Annotated in this window: 15 protein-coding genes; 9 read left to right on the plus strand and 6 right to left on the minus strand. The window is 58.9% G+C overall.

The genetic code is table 11. From position 1 onward, the window contains the following. The first annotated feature begins 188 nt into the window (after positions 1-188). Positions 189-641 (plus strand): hypothetical protein, encoded by a 453-nt coding sequence (locus QP981_RS02790; RefSeq protein ID WP_016421460.1) that lies wholly within the window; start codon positions 189-191, stop codon positions 639-641. Positions 642-854: 213 nt separating this feature from the next. Continuing rightward, positions 855-3,572: an ATP-dependent Clp protease ATP-binding subunit gene (locus tag QP981_RS02795; RefSeq protein ID WP_284857411.1), complete on the plus strand. Its 2,718-nt coding sequence runs from the start codon at positions 855-857 to the stop codon at positions 3,570-3,572. Between the two features lie 123 nt (positions 3,573-3,695). Here the strand turns inward: QP981_RS02795 and QP981_RS02800 are convergent, their stop codons facing one another. Both QP981_RS02800 and QP981_RS02805 read right to left on the minus strand, forming a co-directional pair. Beyond that, the gene (locus tag QP981_RS02800) at positions 3,696-4,280 is read right to left on the minus strand and encodes a hypothetical protein (RefSeq protein ID WP_231367153.1); all 585 of its coding nucleotides are present in this window, start codon (positions 4,278-4,280) and stop codon (positions 3,696-3,698) included. Positions 4,281-4,537: 257 nt separating this feature from the next. Continuing rightward, the gene (locus QP981_RS02805; protein ID WP_042388222.1) at positions 4,538-5,101 is read right to left on the minus strand and encodes a hypothetical protein; all 564 of its coding nucleotides are present in this window, start codon (positions 5,099-5,101) and stop codon (positions 4,538-4,540) included. 130 nt (positions 5,102-5,231) lie between these two features. On the opposite strand from QP981_RS02805, the gene QP981_RS02810 reads away from it, so the two are divergent. Together QP981_RS02810 and QP981_RS02815 are read left to right on the plus strand one after the other, a co-directional pair. Continuing rightward, complete coding sequence (locus QP981_RS02810) at positions 5,232-6,065, plus strand: DUF1266 domain-containing protein (RefSeq protein WP_016421456.1); 834 nt, start codon at positions 5,232-5,234, stop codon at positions 6,063-6,065. Between the two features lie 333 nt (positions 6,066-6,398). Beyond that, positions 6,399-6,575, plus strand: coding sequence for a hypothetical protein (locus tag QP981_RS02815; protein ID WP_005510144.1), 177 nt, complete (start codon positions 6,399-6,401; stop codon positions 6,573-6,575). Positions 6,576-6,614: 39 nt separating this feature from the next. Here QP981_RS02815 and QP981_RS02820 read toward each other — a convergent pair whose 3' ends face one another. Together QP981_RS02820 and QP981_RS02825 are read right to left on the minus strand one after the other, a co-directional pair. Next, a complete protein-coding gene (locus QP981_RS02820; RefSeq protein ID WP_284857409.1) occupies positions 6,615-7,877 on the minus strand; it encodes a lipase family protein in 1,263 nt (420 codons plus the stop codon). Between the two features lie 62 nt (positions 7,878-7,939). After that, positions 7,940-8,872: an HhH-GPD family protein gene (locus tag QP981_RS02825; RefSeq protein WP_284857408.1), complete on the minus strand. Its 933-nt coding sequence runs from the start codon at positions 8,870-8,872 to the stop codon at positions 7,940-7,942. Between the two features lie 29 nt (positions 8,873-8,901). Between QP981_RS02825 and QP981_RS02830 the strand changes: the two genes are divergently transcribed. Together QP981_RS02830 and QP981_RS02835 are read left to right on the plus strand one after the other, a co-directional pair. Beyond that, a complete protein-coding gene (locus QP981_RS02830; RefSeq protein ID WP_042388218.1) occupies positions 8,902-9,534 on the plus strand; it encodes a carbonic anhydrase in 633 nt (210 codons plus the stop codon). Between the two features lie 4 nt (positions 9,535-9,538). Beyond that, positions 9,539-10,249 (plus strand): hypothetical protein, encoded by a 711-nt coding sequence (locus QP981_RS02835; RefSeq protein WP_016421452.1) that lies wholly within the window; start codon positions 9,539-9,541, stop codon positions 10,247-10,249. Here QP981_RS02835 and radA read toward each other — a convergent pair. Further along, positions 10,246-11,805: a DNA repair protein RadA gene (gene radA, locus QP981_RS02840; protein WP_016421451.1), complete on the minus strand. Its 1,560-nt coding sequence runs from the start codon at positions 11,803-11,805 to the stop codon at positions 10,246-10,248. The genes QP981_RS02835 and radA overlap by 4 nt on opposite strands. A gap of 292 nt (positions 11,806-12,097) precedes the next feature. Next, the gene (locus QP981_RS02845; protein WP_070603942.1) at positions 12,098-12,784 is read right to left on the minus strand and encodes a hypothetical protein; all 687 of its coding nucleotides are present in this window, start codon (positions 12,782-12,784) and stop codon (positions 12,098-12,100) included. 154 nt (positions 12,785-12,938) lie between these two features. Here QP981_RS02845 and QP981_RS02850 point away from each other — a divergent pair, with 154 nt between their 5' ends. From QP981_RS02850 to rlmB, 3 genes are all read left to right on the plus strand, one after another. Further along, positions 12,939-13,514: a CarD family transcriptional regulator gene (locus tag QP981_RS02850; RefSeq protein ID WP_284857407.1), complete on the plus strand. Its 576-nt coding sequence runs from the start codon at positions 12,939-12,941 to the stop codon at positions 13,512-13,514. Between the two features lie 139 nt (positions 13,515-13,653). After that, positions 13,654-15,057 carry a cysteine--tRNA ligase gene (cysS, locus tag QP981_RS02855; protein WP_284857406.1) on the plus strand — a complete coding sequence of 468 codons (1,404 nt, stop codon included), beginning with the start codon at positions 13,654-13,656 and terminating at the stop codon, positions 15,055-15,057. A 57-nt stretch (positions 15,058-15,114) separates the two neighbouring features. Continuing rightward, the gene (gene rlmB / locus QP981_RS02860) at positions 15,115-16,059 is read left to right on the plus strand and encodes a 23S rRNA (guanosine(2251)-2'-O)-methyltransferase RlmB (protein WP_284857405.1); all 945 of its coding nucleotides are present in this window, start codon (positions 15,115-15,117) and stop codon (positions 16,057-16,059) included. Positions 16,060-16,136 lie beyond the last annotated feature (77 nt).

The raw sequence follows: 16,136 nt of genomic DNA on the forward strand, positions 1-16,136 counted from the left end.
CTGACCGTGCTGCTTTGGACAGCATCGCTCTCTGACCGCATTGTGCCGGTGACATAAGCGGATAAATCGTGGTGCGTTTGATGGCACCACTGTCCAGATTTGGGCAGTCCAGCATGGTTTGGCTAGGGGAGAACTCCCCGGGGAGAACTCCCGTTTCTTTTGTGTCCGAGAGTTTTTAATCTGAGATCATGTTCACCAAGAAGATTTCCGCTGTAGCCGCCGCAATCACTGCCGCCGCTGCGCTTGCTGTTGTCAATCCGTCCGTCGCCGATGCAGCTACGAAGTATCCGAGGATTCATGCGGACCTCGTTTCGTACGGCAACGATGATGGTCGAGTTTTCTGTGATGGCTCCGCGAAGTATGGGTTTTGGAGCTGTCAGACCACCGAATCGTGGAGTGACAAGGCTAAGCCTGACTACAACATGTTCGAGGTAGATCTCGAAGAACGTGAAGTGGTTGAGCGAACCTTTGCTGACTTTGATGCCAATTTGGATGTTTTCAAGCTGAAGGAAGGTAAGAAGTACCTCTTTAACGGCATCGTAGTTCAGGGCAAGAACGGCACTTTGTACTTCAGTTCTCCGAAGCAACAGTGCCGTGGTGAAGTTCAACCTGATTTTTGGACTGCAATCGAAACTGACTAGTTGTGTGTGGGGGGATAACCTCGTTTCCCATTAGCTCCCGGTGGCATTGCCGCCGGGAGCTTTTGCTGCCGTACGAGCAGTGATACCTCTCTCGACCAGCCTGTTCGCTACTGGCGTACGGCTATAGGGATTAATCTGTGTCGCGGCGCGTTTAAGCTAGGTGAAACAACCTTTATTGAATTACGGCAAAAATAGACACTTGAAAGGGCAGTGATGTTCGAGAGGTTTACGGACCGAGCACGTCGCGTTGTCGTCCTGGCACAGGATGAGGCACGCGAGCTCAATCACAATTACATCGGCACGGAGCACATCCTGCTCGGCCTGATTAGTGAAGGCGACGGTGTGGCTGCCAAGGCGCTGGAGTCCATGGGTATTTCCCTGGACGCTGTGCGCTCTGAGGTGGTCGACATTATTGGTCGTGGCTCCCAGCCGCCGAGCGGTCACGTGCCGTTTACCCCGCGTGCAAAGAAGGTGCTGGAGTACTCTCTGCGCGAGGCTCTGCAGCTGGGTCACAAGTACATCGGTACTGAGCACCTGCTGCTCGGCCTGATTCGTGAGGGCGAAGGTGTTGCCGCTCAGGTCCTGGTTAAGCTCGGCGCTGATTTGCCGCGCGTACGTCAGCAGGTTATTCAGCTGCTCAGCGGTTTCCAGGGCGATGAGTCCGATGGTTCTCCGGAGCAGCGTCCGGTCGGCGCCACCTCCGGCGCTCGTGTGCAGGAGGGCAACCACCAGTCCGGTTCGCTGGTGCTCGATCAGTTCGGTCGTAACCTGACCGTGGCTGCACGCGAGGGCAAGCTGGATCCGGTTATTGGCCGTGAGAAGGAAATCGAGCGCATTATGCAGGTTCTTTCTCGCCGTACCAAGAACAACCCTGTGCTGATTGGTGAGCCGGGTGTCGGTAAGACCGCCGTTGTGGAGGGGCTTGCTCTGGACATTGTCAACGGCCGCGTGCCGGAGACGCTGAAGGATAAGCAGCTTTACTCCCTCGACCTGGGCTCGTTGGTTGCGGGCTCCCGTTACCGCGGTGACTTCGAGGAGCGTCTGAAGAAGGTGCTCAAGGAGATTAACCAGCGCGGTGACATCATCCTGTTTATTGACGAGATTCACACGCTGGTCGGTGCCGGTGCCGCAGAGGGCGCAATTGACGCGGCCTCGATTCTGAAGCCGAAGCTGGCCCGCGGTGAGCTGCAGACCATCGGTGCGACCACTTTGGATGAGTACCGTAAGCACATCGAGAAGGACGCCGCTCTTGAGCGTCGTTTCCAGCCGGTGAACGTGCCGGAGCCGAGTGTGGATCTCACTATCGAGATTCTGCGCGGTGTCCGCGATAAGTACGAGGCTCACCACCGCGTATCCATTTCGGACAAGGCACTGGTTGCCGCAGCTACCCTCTCGGATCGCTACATCAACGATCGCTTCCTTCCGGATAAGGCTGTTGACCTGATTGATGAGGCCGGTGCTCGTATGCGCATCAAGCGCATGACTGCCCCGGCTGACCTGCAGGAGATTGACTCCAAGATTGCCGATGTACGCCGCCGGAAGGAAGCCGCCATCGACGAGCAGGACTTCGAGAAGGCAGCTGGTCTGCGCGACAAGGAGCGCAAGCTGGGCGAAGAGCGCCGCGAGCGCGAGAAGAAGTGGCGTGCGGGCGAGTCCGACACCATCGCTGAGATTGGTGAGGAGCAGATTGCGGAGGTCCTGGCTTCCTGGACTGGCATTCCGGTGTTCAAGCTCACCGAGGAAGAGTCCTCGCGCCTGCTGCGCATGGAGGATGAGCTGCACAAGCGCATTATCGGTCAGGAAGAGGCCGTCAGTGCTGTCTCCCGCGCTATTCGTCGTACCCGCGCTGGTCTGAAGGACCCGAAGCGTCCGTCCGGTTCGTTTATCTTCGCCGGCCCGTCTGGTGTTGGTAAGACCGAGCTGTCGAAGGCCCTGGCCGAGTTCCTCTTCGGTGAGGAAGACGCACTCATTCAGATTGATATGGGTGAGTTCCACGACCGCTTCACCGCTTCGCGTCTCTTCGGTGCTCCTCCCGGATACGTCGGCTACGAAGAGGGCGGCCAGCTCACCGAGAAGGTGCGCCGCAAGCCGTTCTCCGTCGTGCTTTTCGACGAGATTGAGAAGGCCCACAAGGAGATTTACAACACCTTGCTGCAGGTCCTGGAAGACGGTCGTCTGACTGACTCTCAGGGTCGAGTGGTGGACTTCAAGAACACGGTTCTGATCTTCACCTCGAACCTGGGCACCAGCGACATTTCCAAGGCTGTTGGTATGGGCTTCTCGGGTGTCGGCGAGGCCGATGAAGATGGCAAGTACGAGCGGATGAAGGACAAGGTCCACGACGAGCTGAAGAAGCACTTCCGTCCGGAGTTCCTGAACCGTATCGATGAGATTGTGGTCTTCAAACAGCTGAGCCAGGCCGAGATCGTTCAGATGGTCGACCTCATGCTGGCCCGCGTCAGCGACCAGCTCGACGAGAAGCGCATCACCATGGAGATTTCCGACCGCGCCAAGAACCTGCTGGCCAAGCGTGGCTTTGATCCAGTGCTCGGTGCCCGTCCGCTGCGTCGCACGATCCAGCGCGAGATTGAGGATCAGCTCTCCGAGAAGATTCTCTACGGTGAGGTTGGTCTCGGCGAGACCGTCTTCATCGATGTCGAAGGCTGGGATGGCGAGTCCAAGGACGTCGACAAGGCGAAGTTCACCTTCACCAACAAGGGCAAGGCCGGTAACGTTGATGCCGACGGCGGTGCTCTGGGTGAGTCCGAGGAAGACAAGGACGTTCTCGGAAATGCTGACGGCACCCTGAGCGTTGAAGCCGACGACATCGAAGGTGCTGCTGACCAAGCCGCTGCCGAGGCAGAGGTCGACTCCGATGACGACGGCCACAACCCGCCACCGGCTGGTGCGGGTGCTGGCCAGCCACTCTAAGAGGTTTAGCCGCTAGTAGTACCAACGAACACTGCCGCCCCAGTTCCGATTCCATTATGGGAGGAACTGGGGCGGCAGTGTGTCTATATGCGGTCTTTCCTAAAAGCGCGGATAGTTGTAGTTCTACTTGGCCACGCCGAGGTCGACCAATGCTTTCTTTGCCACTTCGGGGTCATCATTTTTGATCATGTACTCAACGATTCCCTGGTCCTCTGGGAGGATTTCCGCAACTGTGATGAGGGACTCCACTCTCTGCGCCTTGAATGTGGAACCGCGCGTTGATTCTGCCGGAATCTCAACGGCATCCAAGACGGGCTTGCCGTCACGAACGGCGGCGGTGGCGGCAGGGTCATCGGTGAAGACTACGTAACCAACGTCGGGTGCCTTCGTAGTATCCACGGAACAGTTGGTACCCATTGCCTGTGGGGCAGGGGCGCTATCCGCACCATAGTAGCTAAACACCACTTCATAGTCTGTGCAGGCCCGCACGAAACTAGCAATCGGTTCGGGTGCGTGGTCGGCAGGGGTGAGGCCGCCAGCGGTATCCCCACCAGTGGCACCGGTGGCGCCACCGTTGGAAGCGCCGGGATCGGCAGGTGCTTCAGCGGCGGACTGTGCGGGAGCAGCGGACTCGTCTGACTTGTCACTAAAGAGCGCGTCTTTAGCTGCAACGTAGGCAATCGCTAGCACCACGATGCCCGCTATCACTAAGGGAAGGAGTAATAGCTGCTTCTTTACACTGAGACCTTTCGATGCGCCGCTGGTCTGGGCACCTGTCGTGCCCGCGCTGGCGTTCGACCTTGAGGCGGCCGTCGTATTTGCTGGAGACGCTCCAGTTTCTAGTAACGAGCCATGCTTGATGTAATGGCGATAGCCATTTTGCGCAATAGCCAGGTTTTGCTCGATGTGTGATGTGTCTTCTGGCCCATTTAAGCGGTCGGGCGAACCCGGGTATGCAAGTCGAATCATTTTTCAGTCCACCACCGTGAATCAATGTCGGAGTACAGGGAGCGCATCGACTCTGCAAACTCTTCCAAGCTATTGCGATTGAGACGGTGCTTGTTTTCTTTCCATCGCTCAAACAGCTCAGTTGACGACACTGCACGCGAGGCCTCAGTTCGTGCCTCTCGGCCTGCGGTCAGAGCCCACTGGGCGGCAAATTGCACACGTTTCGCAGCCTTTTCTGTGAAACCGCTCCACACTTTATATGTGTTGTAGAGCTGGGCCACGACGGCCCAGCCGCCCTTGTAAGGCAGAACTGTGACGTTGCCCAGGTTGTCAAGTTCAAGGAACTCAAAATGGGATGGATCCTTCTTATCGGCGGTCACGAGGATCCTGCGGTTGGTGACAAACGCGGCACCATCCACCCCACTTGCTTTCGTGGCGGCGGCCTCGAGCACAATCTCGTCGACACCAAGACCTTCTACAACAGCGACGGCGGCAGTGCGCACAATCCCGGAATTACCGGTACGTTCAAGTGCGGCACCGAGATCTGGCCGGTCGGTCAATGCAATTTGGGGTCCTGTCATGCACACGAGACTAGCAACACAATAAAAACCGCGCCTGCCGTTCAGTGCTATGGCATAACTCACCCCAGGTGTGGGGTGGTGTGTGAAGTAACGCTGACTCAACCCCGAAACCTCGGTACGTTCTGTGGGTATGAGCTCAACGTTCACGCCAGCAAAGTTTGATGATACTTGGATCTACCGCCTTACAAAGTTCCCATGGCCGGAACCGGCGCCGAGCAAAGATGAGGTGCGCCGCCACTCTTGGGGAATGGTGTACAAGAGCAATAAGGCGTTTGCGACCCCGCTAGGGGTTGAGGCCATCAACGCAAGGGCGGCCAAGTACTACAAAACATCTCTCGAGCAAAACTGGGGGGTCACTGGTGCACAGGAAGCGTATCAGGTTATTGATGCTCTGCTCGAAGGTGGCCAGCACGTGGAAAATGACCTGCTTTTACCGCTCGCATATGCAGTGAAGGACATCTCTGAGAACGAGCTCGAGGCAGAGATGGAGGAGCGAATCGAGTTTCTGAAAGACTTCTTTGTTGTCCAAGGCGTGGATCCGCGTGGTGCAGAACATAAGTTCCGTTACCTTGTACGGATGTTGCGCTCGGAGGGCTTTGCCAAAGCAGCGGCCCCGGCACTGCCCGCCACTACTCGCGCATGGGACATAATCCGTGTTCACAGCGTTGGTGGCGCGGCAACGGAGCTGGGGTGGATCTCTCCAGAAGAGTTCCTTCAGATTTCAGACAAGGCCGTGGCGGCGCTGCAGCGCTACTTCGTGTCGTGGGCTGACGTAGCCGCAAGTTTCTGGTGGGGTCGAATGATCTGGGCGAGTGATGGTGAGCCCGACGTCACCGCTGCGATGAAGGATCAATCGCAACGGCTCACCGAGCTGCTCGCACACAGTGATTCGCCTTGGGTGCGCGTGCCCTTGCACGACATCCAGGCCGAGGAGCCATTCGCATCCCTGGGCGGTTTGCACTAACTAGCTGTCGTCATTGTTCGGCGCGCTGTGGCGGTGGCCGGTTTCATGAGCTCACTAGGGGCGGTCACAAATAACGGATTGAGGCATCTATGGCGCAGGGACGGCGAGTTCAACGACATCTGCAAGGCGAAGTTACCTTCACCAATATGAAGCAAGGTCGGTAACGTTGATGCCGATGAGCGGTGCCTTGGCCGATTCTGAGGAAGATGACGGGCGTTCTCGGCAGCGCTGACGGTATCCTGAGCGTTTGTATCTGGCGACATCAAAAGTACTGCCGATCAGGCCACTGCCGAGGCAGAGGCCGAATCTGATAACTCCGAGGGAGAGAACTAAATGGGGATTCAATTTCGCAAGAAGCAGAACCTGGACAAGGACACGTGGCTGAACTACTCGGGTTCGGGAGTCTCTGGTTCTAAGCGTATCGGTCCAGTGACAATTAACAGCCGTGGCGGGTACACCGTCCGACTGGGCAAGGGCCTAACCTTCCGTGGTCGCTGGAAGAAAAAGTAGCTGTACTTGCTAGATGGAGGAAAGTGGCGGTTGTCGCCGCTAGTACCCCATTTTCTGATTCACCCAGGCAAGCATCTCTTCGTGAGTGAGCACGTAGGCAAGGCCGTGCGTCCCATCACCGAGGTCAGTCTCGACCTCCACGTAGGTGATGTCGGCGCCGGCCTTTTGCCACTTCTGCACAAGCTCGCGTGCCGACGTCACGGGTAACACATCATCCAATGCATTATGGGTAACGAACACGGGCATACTGGGAGTCTTTGTGCCCAGAGCCTGCTCGTCCACGTGGCGTCGAACGACGGGGGAGAGCTCGGGCGAGCGCAGATTCTCCGCTATCCCCAAGTCATTGGCAGTAAATGCCTTGGTGTCATTGCGAGGCCAACGTTCGACAGTGGCGCCAATGCATTCATCGGCGGTGAGCTTCAGGAAGTCCTGCCCCAGTGGGCTGAGCATGCGCTCGATTGGTTCTTTTGTCTCTGGGTACTCTGCAATCAAGCCGTTCATGAAGTAACCGACGAGCCCCGCCAACGCCGAGCCGCGAATATGCAGCGCAGTGTCGGTGAGATCGGCCGGAATAGCCCCGGCGTAAACAGCGCGGATGTTCAACTCCGAGGCGTACTCATCGGCTAGCTCGGCGGCTGCAGCGGTGGCACCTCCGCCTTGTGAGTAGCCGAAGAGCGCAATGGGAGTATCTGCAGGTAGTTGTAAAGCTTCAATAGTCGCTCGTGCCATATCGAGCGTGTTATTCCCGGCAATCTCACGGTTGAGATACGGATGTACCCCGGGCGTGCCGAGCCCCTGGTAATCCACGATGGCAACATTCCATCCCTGTGCCAGCAGCTGAGGTGCCGGAGGCGTCGGAGGTGCTTCGTAGCGCAGCGCAACCGAACTCGCGCAGTTATCGGCCATCCCGAGAGTCCCCGGCGCAATCACCGCCAGAGGCCGTGGGGACTTCTCCGACCAGCGGGCATAGGGCTGCAATACGGTACCAGATACTGCTGTTTGGCGGTGGTCGCGTGCACCTGTGGAGGAAAACACGACCCGCTGTGCGCGTGCGGGCGCATTGACCGGAAATGGTGTCTGCGTAATTACCTGCCCCGGAGGCAATCGCTTCACCGCAGAAGAGTCAGAATCCGAGGAGTCGAAGTCAATCGCACCTAGACCATCCAACGCTGAGCAACCACTAATCACACCCGCGCTAGCGCCAATCAGAGAAATTCCGAGCACCATGCTCAGCGCAATTCTGCGCTTACTAGCCCCAAAGAGACAGCGTTGGCGCTGAGATCGATGGAGCGAGGCATTCATGCTCCTAATTCTAGGCAACGCACTTGTCCGAATCTGGTCTTTACCGGAGCATTGCCTCGGCTTTAACGGGGCAACTGGAAGCGGCCATCGGGAGTTTGCTCCGCAAGCCCGTCGTCAAGCAGGGAAAACAGTGCGCGGGAACGCTGATGTGCATCATCCCAGACCGCATCGAGAGCGGCCTGTTCGATGGGGGAGTCGGCGGCGCGGAGCACGTCGAGAAGCAAGCCCCGGACTTGGCGGTCGGTGCCTTCGAACTTCTGCACGCGTCGTTTAGCAGCGGCGATTTCGTGGTCTTCGGGTTCGGGGCGACCGGCGGCGATCCAGGCGCAACTGGTAGCGATGGGGCAGACCTCGCACTCGGGTGTCGTTCGGCAGACGGTAGCGCCGAGTTCCATGAGCGCGACGGAAGTCTCGGCCGCAGTCGTGGGGTCGAGTGGTAGCAACTCTTCGACGAGCGCCATGTCGGCGCGTTTGGCGATGCCGGGAAGGTACGTGCCCTGGCGGTGTCGCCGGAGTACGCGGCGCACGTTGATGTCCACCACCGGCGTGCGCGCGCCAAAAGCAAACGCCGCTACCGCCCGAGCGGTGTAGTCTCCTACCCCCGGAAGGGCTAACAGCGTGTCCACGTCACTCGGCACTTCGCCGTCGTGCCTTTCGACGATCTTTTCTGCGCATTCACGCAGCCGGAGTGCACGTCGGGGATAGCCGAGTTTTCCCCACATACGCAGGACTTCATCTTTGGGGGCGACTGCCAGATCGGCTGGGGTGGGCCATTTTTCCAGCCAGGCGCGCCACGAGGGGATGACGCGGGCGACGGGAGTCTGTTGACTCATCACTTCGCTGACGAGCACAGCCCATGGTGAAGTGCCTTCTTCACGCCAGGGAAGTGGCCGCATATTGGCGCGATACCAATCACGTAAGGCGGCATCGACGTGTTCGTCGAAGTCGTCGGATTGGTTAATTGCAGAGGTCAATCTACATTCTCGCTTTCCCATAAACAGCGGAGTCGTTGCACAATATAGCTATGAGCAATTCTGAGAGGACTCCTGAGAGTGTATGGCAATCGATGGTGCGCGGAAACCTCCGCTTCTGTGAGAGCAAGACTGCGCATCCCCGTCAGGACTTGGTTCGTCGTAAGCAGCTGACGCAGGGGCAGAAGCCGAAGGCCGTTGTGCTGGCTTGCTCGGATTCCCGTGCTCCGGTGGAGATTATCTTCGATCAGGGTCTGGGCGATGTATTTGTGATTCGTACTGCCGGTGAGATTACTGACCTGTCGGTGCTGGCTTCGCTGGAGTTCGCAGTTGATGGTCTGGGAGTTCCGCTGGTGATTGTTCTCGGCCACGAGTCCTGCGGCGCTGTGGCTGCGGCGAAGAATGCACTGGACGGTGGCGAACTGCCGGGTGGTTTCCAGCGTGTGCTGATTGAGAAAGTTACCCCGTCGCTGTTGGCGGCTCGCAAAGATGGCGAGACGGAAATCGACGAATTTGAGCGGCGCCACGTGCGCGAGATTGTTAATCACATTATTGATCGCTCGCCAGAGATTTCATCGCGCTTGGTGACCGGCGAGGTGGGCGTTGTCGGTATGCGGTACCGCTTGGAGGACGGACGCGCTGAGACCGTCGTTACCCATGGAGTCAGCGAGAACCCGCTAACCTAAATGTGTGACCAATAAGCTGCCTCCAGAAATCTACCGGCGTCGGCGTATCGCCGCGGCGGTGTTGCTCGTTATCATCCTCGTTCTCCTGGGCTGGGGTATTTCCGCACTGGTAAACCGGGACAGCGAGGATTCTGAACCGGTGAATGTCACCAGGGATGACGGGAAAGAGGTGACCCCTCCGGAACAGCCCAAGGAACCTTACGCGCCTAAGTCTGACAAGGACTCGACGAAGGACAAGTCTGACAAGGATGCCAAGACTGACGCTAAGGAAGGCGAGGATTCCGCGAAGGATGACGCTCAAGCGGCGCTTGCGAACAAAAAGGACTGTAGCCTTGCAGACCTGCAGGTGACAGCCACCTCGGATCAGCCGAACTACGGCGATGAGCAGCCGACTCTGGCAATTACCGTCCACAATCCCACCGGCGGTGAATGCCGCGTGAACCTCGATGAGCAGCAGTTGCGCTTCGAGGTATACGACCTGGCAACGTACGAGCGCGTCTGGTCGGATGTGGACTGCAATGACTCCGAAGGCCACGGTGAACTGGTATTGGCACCGGGCGAGGAAGTCAACTATGCCGCCACCTGGTCGCGTCTGACCTCGGCGCCGAACAAGTGCTCCGAAGAAGACCGCGTCCCAGCTCCCTCCGGGTCGTACATCTTCTACGGCGTGATTGGTGACAACAACTCTGACGCCTACACGTTCAACATGCGCTAGCGCTTAGTCCCTAACCCAAGCTCAATGGCCTCGGCAACGGTGCCTGCTTCCAGCAGCCGCATCCCCGCCGGGCCTTTTGCGCCTCTGGGCACAATTGCCGTGTCGAAGCCCATTCGATGAGCTTCCTTAAGCCGCCACTCCAAATCGGTCACTCTGCGCACTTCGCCGGCCAACCCCAGTTCGCCGAGTGCAATGGTTTTATCCTGGAAGGTCCGCTTGGTCATGGATGAGGCCAGTGCCAGCGCGATCGCCAGGTCCGCGGCAGGCTCCGACAGCGTCATACCGCCGACAGTGGATACGTACATCTCCATGCGAGCTAACTGCTTGAAGTTACCGTGTTCAGTCAGCACGGCCGCGACCATCGGCACGCGGCGAGGGTCCAGGCCAGAGACATTGCGTCGCGGGTTGTGCGCCTCAGTATTGATTACCAGGCCCTGCACCTCCGCCAGCAGCGGTCTGCGGCCATCCATGGCCACGGTAATTGCAGTTCCCGAGGTCGGCGTTCGGTGATGCAAAAACAGCCCCGAGGGATCCTCAACTTCCGCAATGCCGCCCGCCGTCTGCTCGAAGCAGCCCACTTCATCAGTGCTGCCGAAGCGGTTTTTCAGGCCGCGCAAGAAGCGTAGCCCCGAATGCCTATCGCCCTCGAAGTTGAGCACCACATCAACCAGGTGCTCCATTGTGCGCGGGCCGGCCACATTGCCGTCCTTGGTCACGTGCCCTACCAAGAAAATCGCAGTCCCGGTCTCCTTCGCCAACGCCGCCAGAGCAGAGGTTACGGCGCGAGCCTGGGCAACGCCACCGCGAGCACCTTCGACGTCGGCACGCATCGTCTGCACAGAGTCCACAATGAGCAGACCGGGGGAGAGCTCCAGCGTCAGGTCGATGACGTCCTCGATATTCGACACCGCCGACAGGTACAGCGAGTCCGACAGTGCGCCAGTGCGCTCGGCACGCAGCCGCACCTGACCGACCGATTCCTCACCGGTGACGTAAAGCGTCGGCCCCAAATCGCCGTCCGCGCAGCGGTAGGCCACTTCAAGTAGCAGCGTCGACTTACCAACCCCCGGTTCGCCTGCCAAGAGCACCAACGAACCCGGCACAATACCGGAACCGAGCACTCGATCCAGCTCGCCGATGCCCGTGCGCACCGCGTGCGCAGCCTTGGCGGAAATCCCCGTGATCGCGGTCAACTCGGAAGATGAAGTGGGGATTCGATCTGTTGCGGAGGTCTCGGCGAGGAAACGTTCCTCCGCCTCGTCGTCAAGCGCGCGCTGTGCTAGACGCTGGCTTTCAGCCGCGACGGAAGTGGAAGATGCTTTACGACGACCACCCCGCGCGCCGGGTTCCGTCGCGGCAGCGCTACGGCGACGTTGCTTGGCTGCCCGCGCGGCAATTTTGTCCTCCAGCGTGGAGGCGGACTTCCCACCGCTGGAGCGGATAGTGACCTTCTCTAGCGTGCCCCACTCTTTGCAGTTGGGACATTGGCCGACCCATTTCGACACCTGCCAGCCGCATGCTGAGCATTCGTAGGCTTCGTCTTTGGTCTTGGCCACGGTGCAACCACCTTTGCTTCAAGAGAGGGGACACGACAGACTCCACAACGTGTGTTGTGCGGTATGCGGTGAATGTCGCGAGAAAATTTACCCCAGATACGCGAGAGCGGGCCAGGGCAGTGTCAATGACTTGTGTCAAGGATGACTGTACTGCCGTGACCCGTATCAAGCGACCAATCGCCCATGCCCGCTCGATGAAGCGCCTCGCGTTATTTGCGGGACAGGACTGCGCTGTACCAGCGCCTAAAAGTGCGCTGCGCGCGAACAGCGCAGGAACACCACTGTGCTGCGATTACTTGGATTCAATCATGCCGTCAGCACCGCGGTTCGGTGCGCCAGCTTCCAGAATGTCAGCGGAGATGGTGATGTCCAGGTCGTAGGTGTTGGTCTGGCCCTGCGGGTCGGTGAACTCGAAGGTGGCCTCGCGGTTCTGGCCAGCAGCGCTGCTCTTGTCTCCAACCAGGGTGCTCGGGTCCAGCTCGTTGGTGTAGTACGCGATGCAGCCGGTGTTGTCCTTGGCGGTCTTAGCCAGCGGATCGATGACGGACTTCGGGCCGGCAACAATCTGGCACTCACGCGGCAGGGAGTCCTCGCCCTTGGCAGCCTTAGCGAAGGAAGGTGTCTCAGCGACCTTCTTCAGCTCAACCTCGCCGATACCTTCAACGGTGACGGACTTCAGCGTGTAGACCGACTCGGTAGCGCGCTGCTGGTTGCTGGCGGAGAACTTCAGACCAGCGGTACCAGCCTCCGGGTCAACCAGGATGTGAGCGTCGCGGATGTTGACGAAGCCAAGAGCCGAGTTGGTGTTCTCAGCACCCTTGCCGGCAGCATCTTCGCCGCCGTTCATCGCACCGTCTACAGCCGGGTGCTGATTTGCGGTCTGCGAAATCTGACCGGCGCCACAAGCAGCAAGTGCAACTGCGGATGCTGCGGAGACGGTGATGAGGGCGCTGCGGCGAAGTACGGACTTGAAGGCCATGACTAGATTTCCTCCAGTAGCTTGAGGATGGGCGATAGGATTTTCAGTATTTAAAGAACACCTTAGTGTCTTCCTAAGATGTTCTCATACTACCCGTAAAATCATGGGGGGACATGATAGGGTGGAAGGCCGTTGGAAAGGGCGTGTGCATTACATGGAATTCAGCATTGGCGATACCGTAGTTTATCCGCACCACGGAGCTGCGAAAATCGAAAACATCATTGAACGAGAGCTTAACGGTGAGACCGTTCAGTACCTCGTACTGCAGATTCTGCAGAGTGATCTGAATATCCAGGTGCCCGCCAAGAATGCCGAGCTGGTCGGTGTTCGCGACGTTGTCGGTGAAGAGGGGCTGCTGAAGGTTTTCTCCGTTCTGCGTGAGACCGACGTGGAAGAGGCCGGCAACTGGTCCCGTCGCTACAAGGCCAACCAGGAGCGCCTGGGTTCGGGCGACATTAACAAGGTCGCCGAGGTAGTTCGTGACCTGTGGCGCCGCGATCAGGATCGCGGTCTGTCCGCCGGCGAAAAGCGTATGTTGAGCAAGGCTCGCCAGGTTCTCGTCGGTGAGCTCGCGCTTGCCGACGGCGTTGATGAAGCCAAGGTCGAGGAAGTTTTTGCCCGCGTCGATGCCACTATCGAGCGTCACCGCGCGCTGGAACAGGAAGGTGCCGCCGGTGAGAAGAAGGACGAGGCCGACGATAAGCCGGTGGACCTGGACGCTGACGCATAAGTCGTTTTCCTTCCCCGGTTCCTTCCAGTAGGGATTTTCTGCACTTTTCCGGTTAACGGCTAGCGCACACACATTGCCCGTGTGCGCTAGCCGTTTTCTCTTTTTCACCCGTATCTATTTCCCCGCTATGCTCGGGGCTGTGACTTTTCAAATCTTCGATACCGCAACCCGCCAACTGAAGGATTTTGAGCCTCTCCGGGAGGGGCATGCCTCCATTTACCTGTGCGGTGCGACCCCGCAGGCTCAGCCGCACATTGGCCATGTTCGCTCCGGCGTGGCCTTTGATATCTTGCGCCGTTGGCTGATCGCCAAGGGGTATGACGTCGCCTTTGTGCGCAACGTTACCGATATCGATGACAAGATCTTGAACAAGGCCGCCGAGCACGGCCGCCCTTGGTGGGAATGGGTCTCCCGCTTTGAGCGCGAATTTACCTGGGCTTACAACCGGCTCGGTGTTCTCCCGCCGAGCGTTGAGCCGCGTGCTACCGGGCATGTCACTCAGATGGTGGAGTACATGCAGCGTCTGATGGATAACGGCTTCGCCTACGCCGTCGATGGCAGCGTCTATTTCGACGTGGATGCCTGGTCCAAGGCTGAAGGCAGCGACTACGGCAGCCTGTCCGGCAACCGCGTCGACGAGATGGAGCAGGGCGAGACCAATACTCCGGGCAAGCGCGGTGCGCACGATTTCGCACTGTGGAAGGCTGCCAAGCCGGGCGAGCCCTCGTGGCCGACGCCGTGGGGCAATGGCCGCCCGGGCTGGCACCTGGAGTGCTCCGCCATGGCCACCTACTACTTGGGCTCGGAGTTCGACATCCACTGTGGCGGTCTCGACCTGCAGTTCCCGCATCATGAAAACGAGATCGCACAGTCGCACGCAGCCGGCGACGGCTTTGCTCGCTACTGGATGCACAATCACTGGGTCACAATGGCCGGCGAAAAGATGTCGAAGTCGCTCGGCAACGTGCTGTCCGTGCCGCATATCCTGACCATGGTCCGTCCGGTTGAGCTGCGCTACTACCTCGGTAGTGCGCACTACCGCTCCGTGCTGGAGTACTCCGAGGAGGCTCTGCAGGAAGCGGCAACGGGCTACCGTCGTATCGAGGCGTTTATGCACCGTGCCGTCGATAAGCTCGGCGATGTCGAAATCGGTGAGTGGACGCCGGCGTTCGAAGCAGCGCTCGACGATGACCTCGCCGTCCCGCGCGCGCTCGCGGAAATCCACAACGCTGTTCGTGGGGGCAATCAGGCGCTTGCCGACGGCGACGAGACCAAGGCCAAGGAGATTGCCGGTGCTGTCCGCGCTATGGCCGCAGTCCTTGGATTCGATCCGCTGAATGAGCAGTGGACAACCTCCGATTCCGGTTCTGACGCGGCAATGCATGCGCTCGGTGTGCTGGTTGAGCACCAGTTGGAGGAACGCACCCGGGCTCGTGCAGAGAAGGACTGGGCTACGGCTGATGCTGTGCGCGACCGTCTGAAGGAAGCGGGTATCGAGGTAACTGATACCGCGGATGGTCCGGCATGGTCTGTCGCTGACTAGGGCTGAAAAGCTGGCTTTAGGCTAAAGAAAACTATTAACAACAGGAAGCAGGTAGCTATGGCAGGCAACGGTCGTCGTGGTGCAGTGCGCAAGGCAAGCAAGAAGAACGTTGGCGGCTCCGGTGGTCAAAAGCGTGGCTTGCGTGGCAAGGGGCCGACCCCGAAAGCAGAGGACCGCGTTTATCACGCAGCTCATAAGCGGGCGAAAGAGAAGCGCCGCCGTGACTCGGGGCGTCATGAGCGCAAGGGGGATGGCACCGAGCTGGTAGTTGGCCGTAACCCGGTCGTGGAGTGCCTGCATGCAAAGGTGCCAGCGGCCGCGCTGATTGTGGCGCTGGGTACCGACAATGACGAGCGCCTGCAGGAGTCAGTGCGTATTGCTAACTCCCGTGGTATCCCGATTCGCGAGGTACCTCGCCACGAGTTGGACACCATGACCGGCAACACCATGCACCAGGGTATCGGCCTGCAGATTCCGCCGTACAAGTACGCATCTGTCGAAGATCTGATTGATTCGGTGGCCAAGACAGGGGAGCCGGGCCTTATCGTCTGCCTGGATAACATCACTGATCCGCGTAACCTGGGTGCGGTCATTCGCTCGGTGGCGGCCTTTGGTGGTCACGGTGTGGTGATTCCGGAGCGTCGCTCGGCTGCCATTACGGGCGTCGCCTGGCGTACCTCTGCTGGTACTGCTGCGCGTCTGCCGGTTGCGCGGGCGACCAATGTGGTGCGCTCGCTCAAGCAGTTCCAGAAGGCTGGCTACCAGGTTGTTGGGCTGGATGCTGGTGGCAATCACACTCTGGATACTTATGACGGAACCACCCCGGTGGTTGTGGTCGTCGGTTCTGAGGGCAAGGGGCTTTCGCGCCTCGTGCGCGATACCTGTGACACCATCATGTCCATTCCGATGGCCGGATGGGTTGAGTCGCTCAATGCTTCCGTTGCTGCCGGTGTGACTCTGAGTGAGTTTGCCCGCCAGCGCCGGGTAAAGAGTAGCCAGTAGCGCATTTGATACCCCCGTAGGCGCCATTATCAATTCGTTATAGTAATGGCGTTTACGTGGGGTATTTTGAGTTCTAG

Source organism: Corynebacterium sp. MSK047 (assembly GCF_030232285.1).
Taxonomy (GTDB): Bacteria; Actinomycetota; Actinomycetes; order Mycobacteriales; family Mycobacteriaceae; genus Corynebacterium; species Corynebacterium jeikeium_D.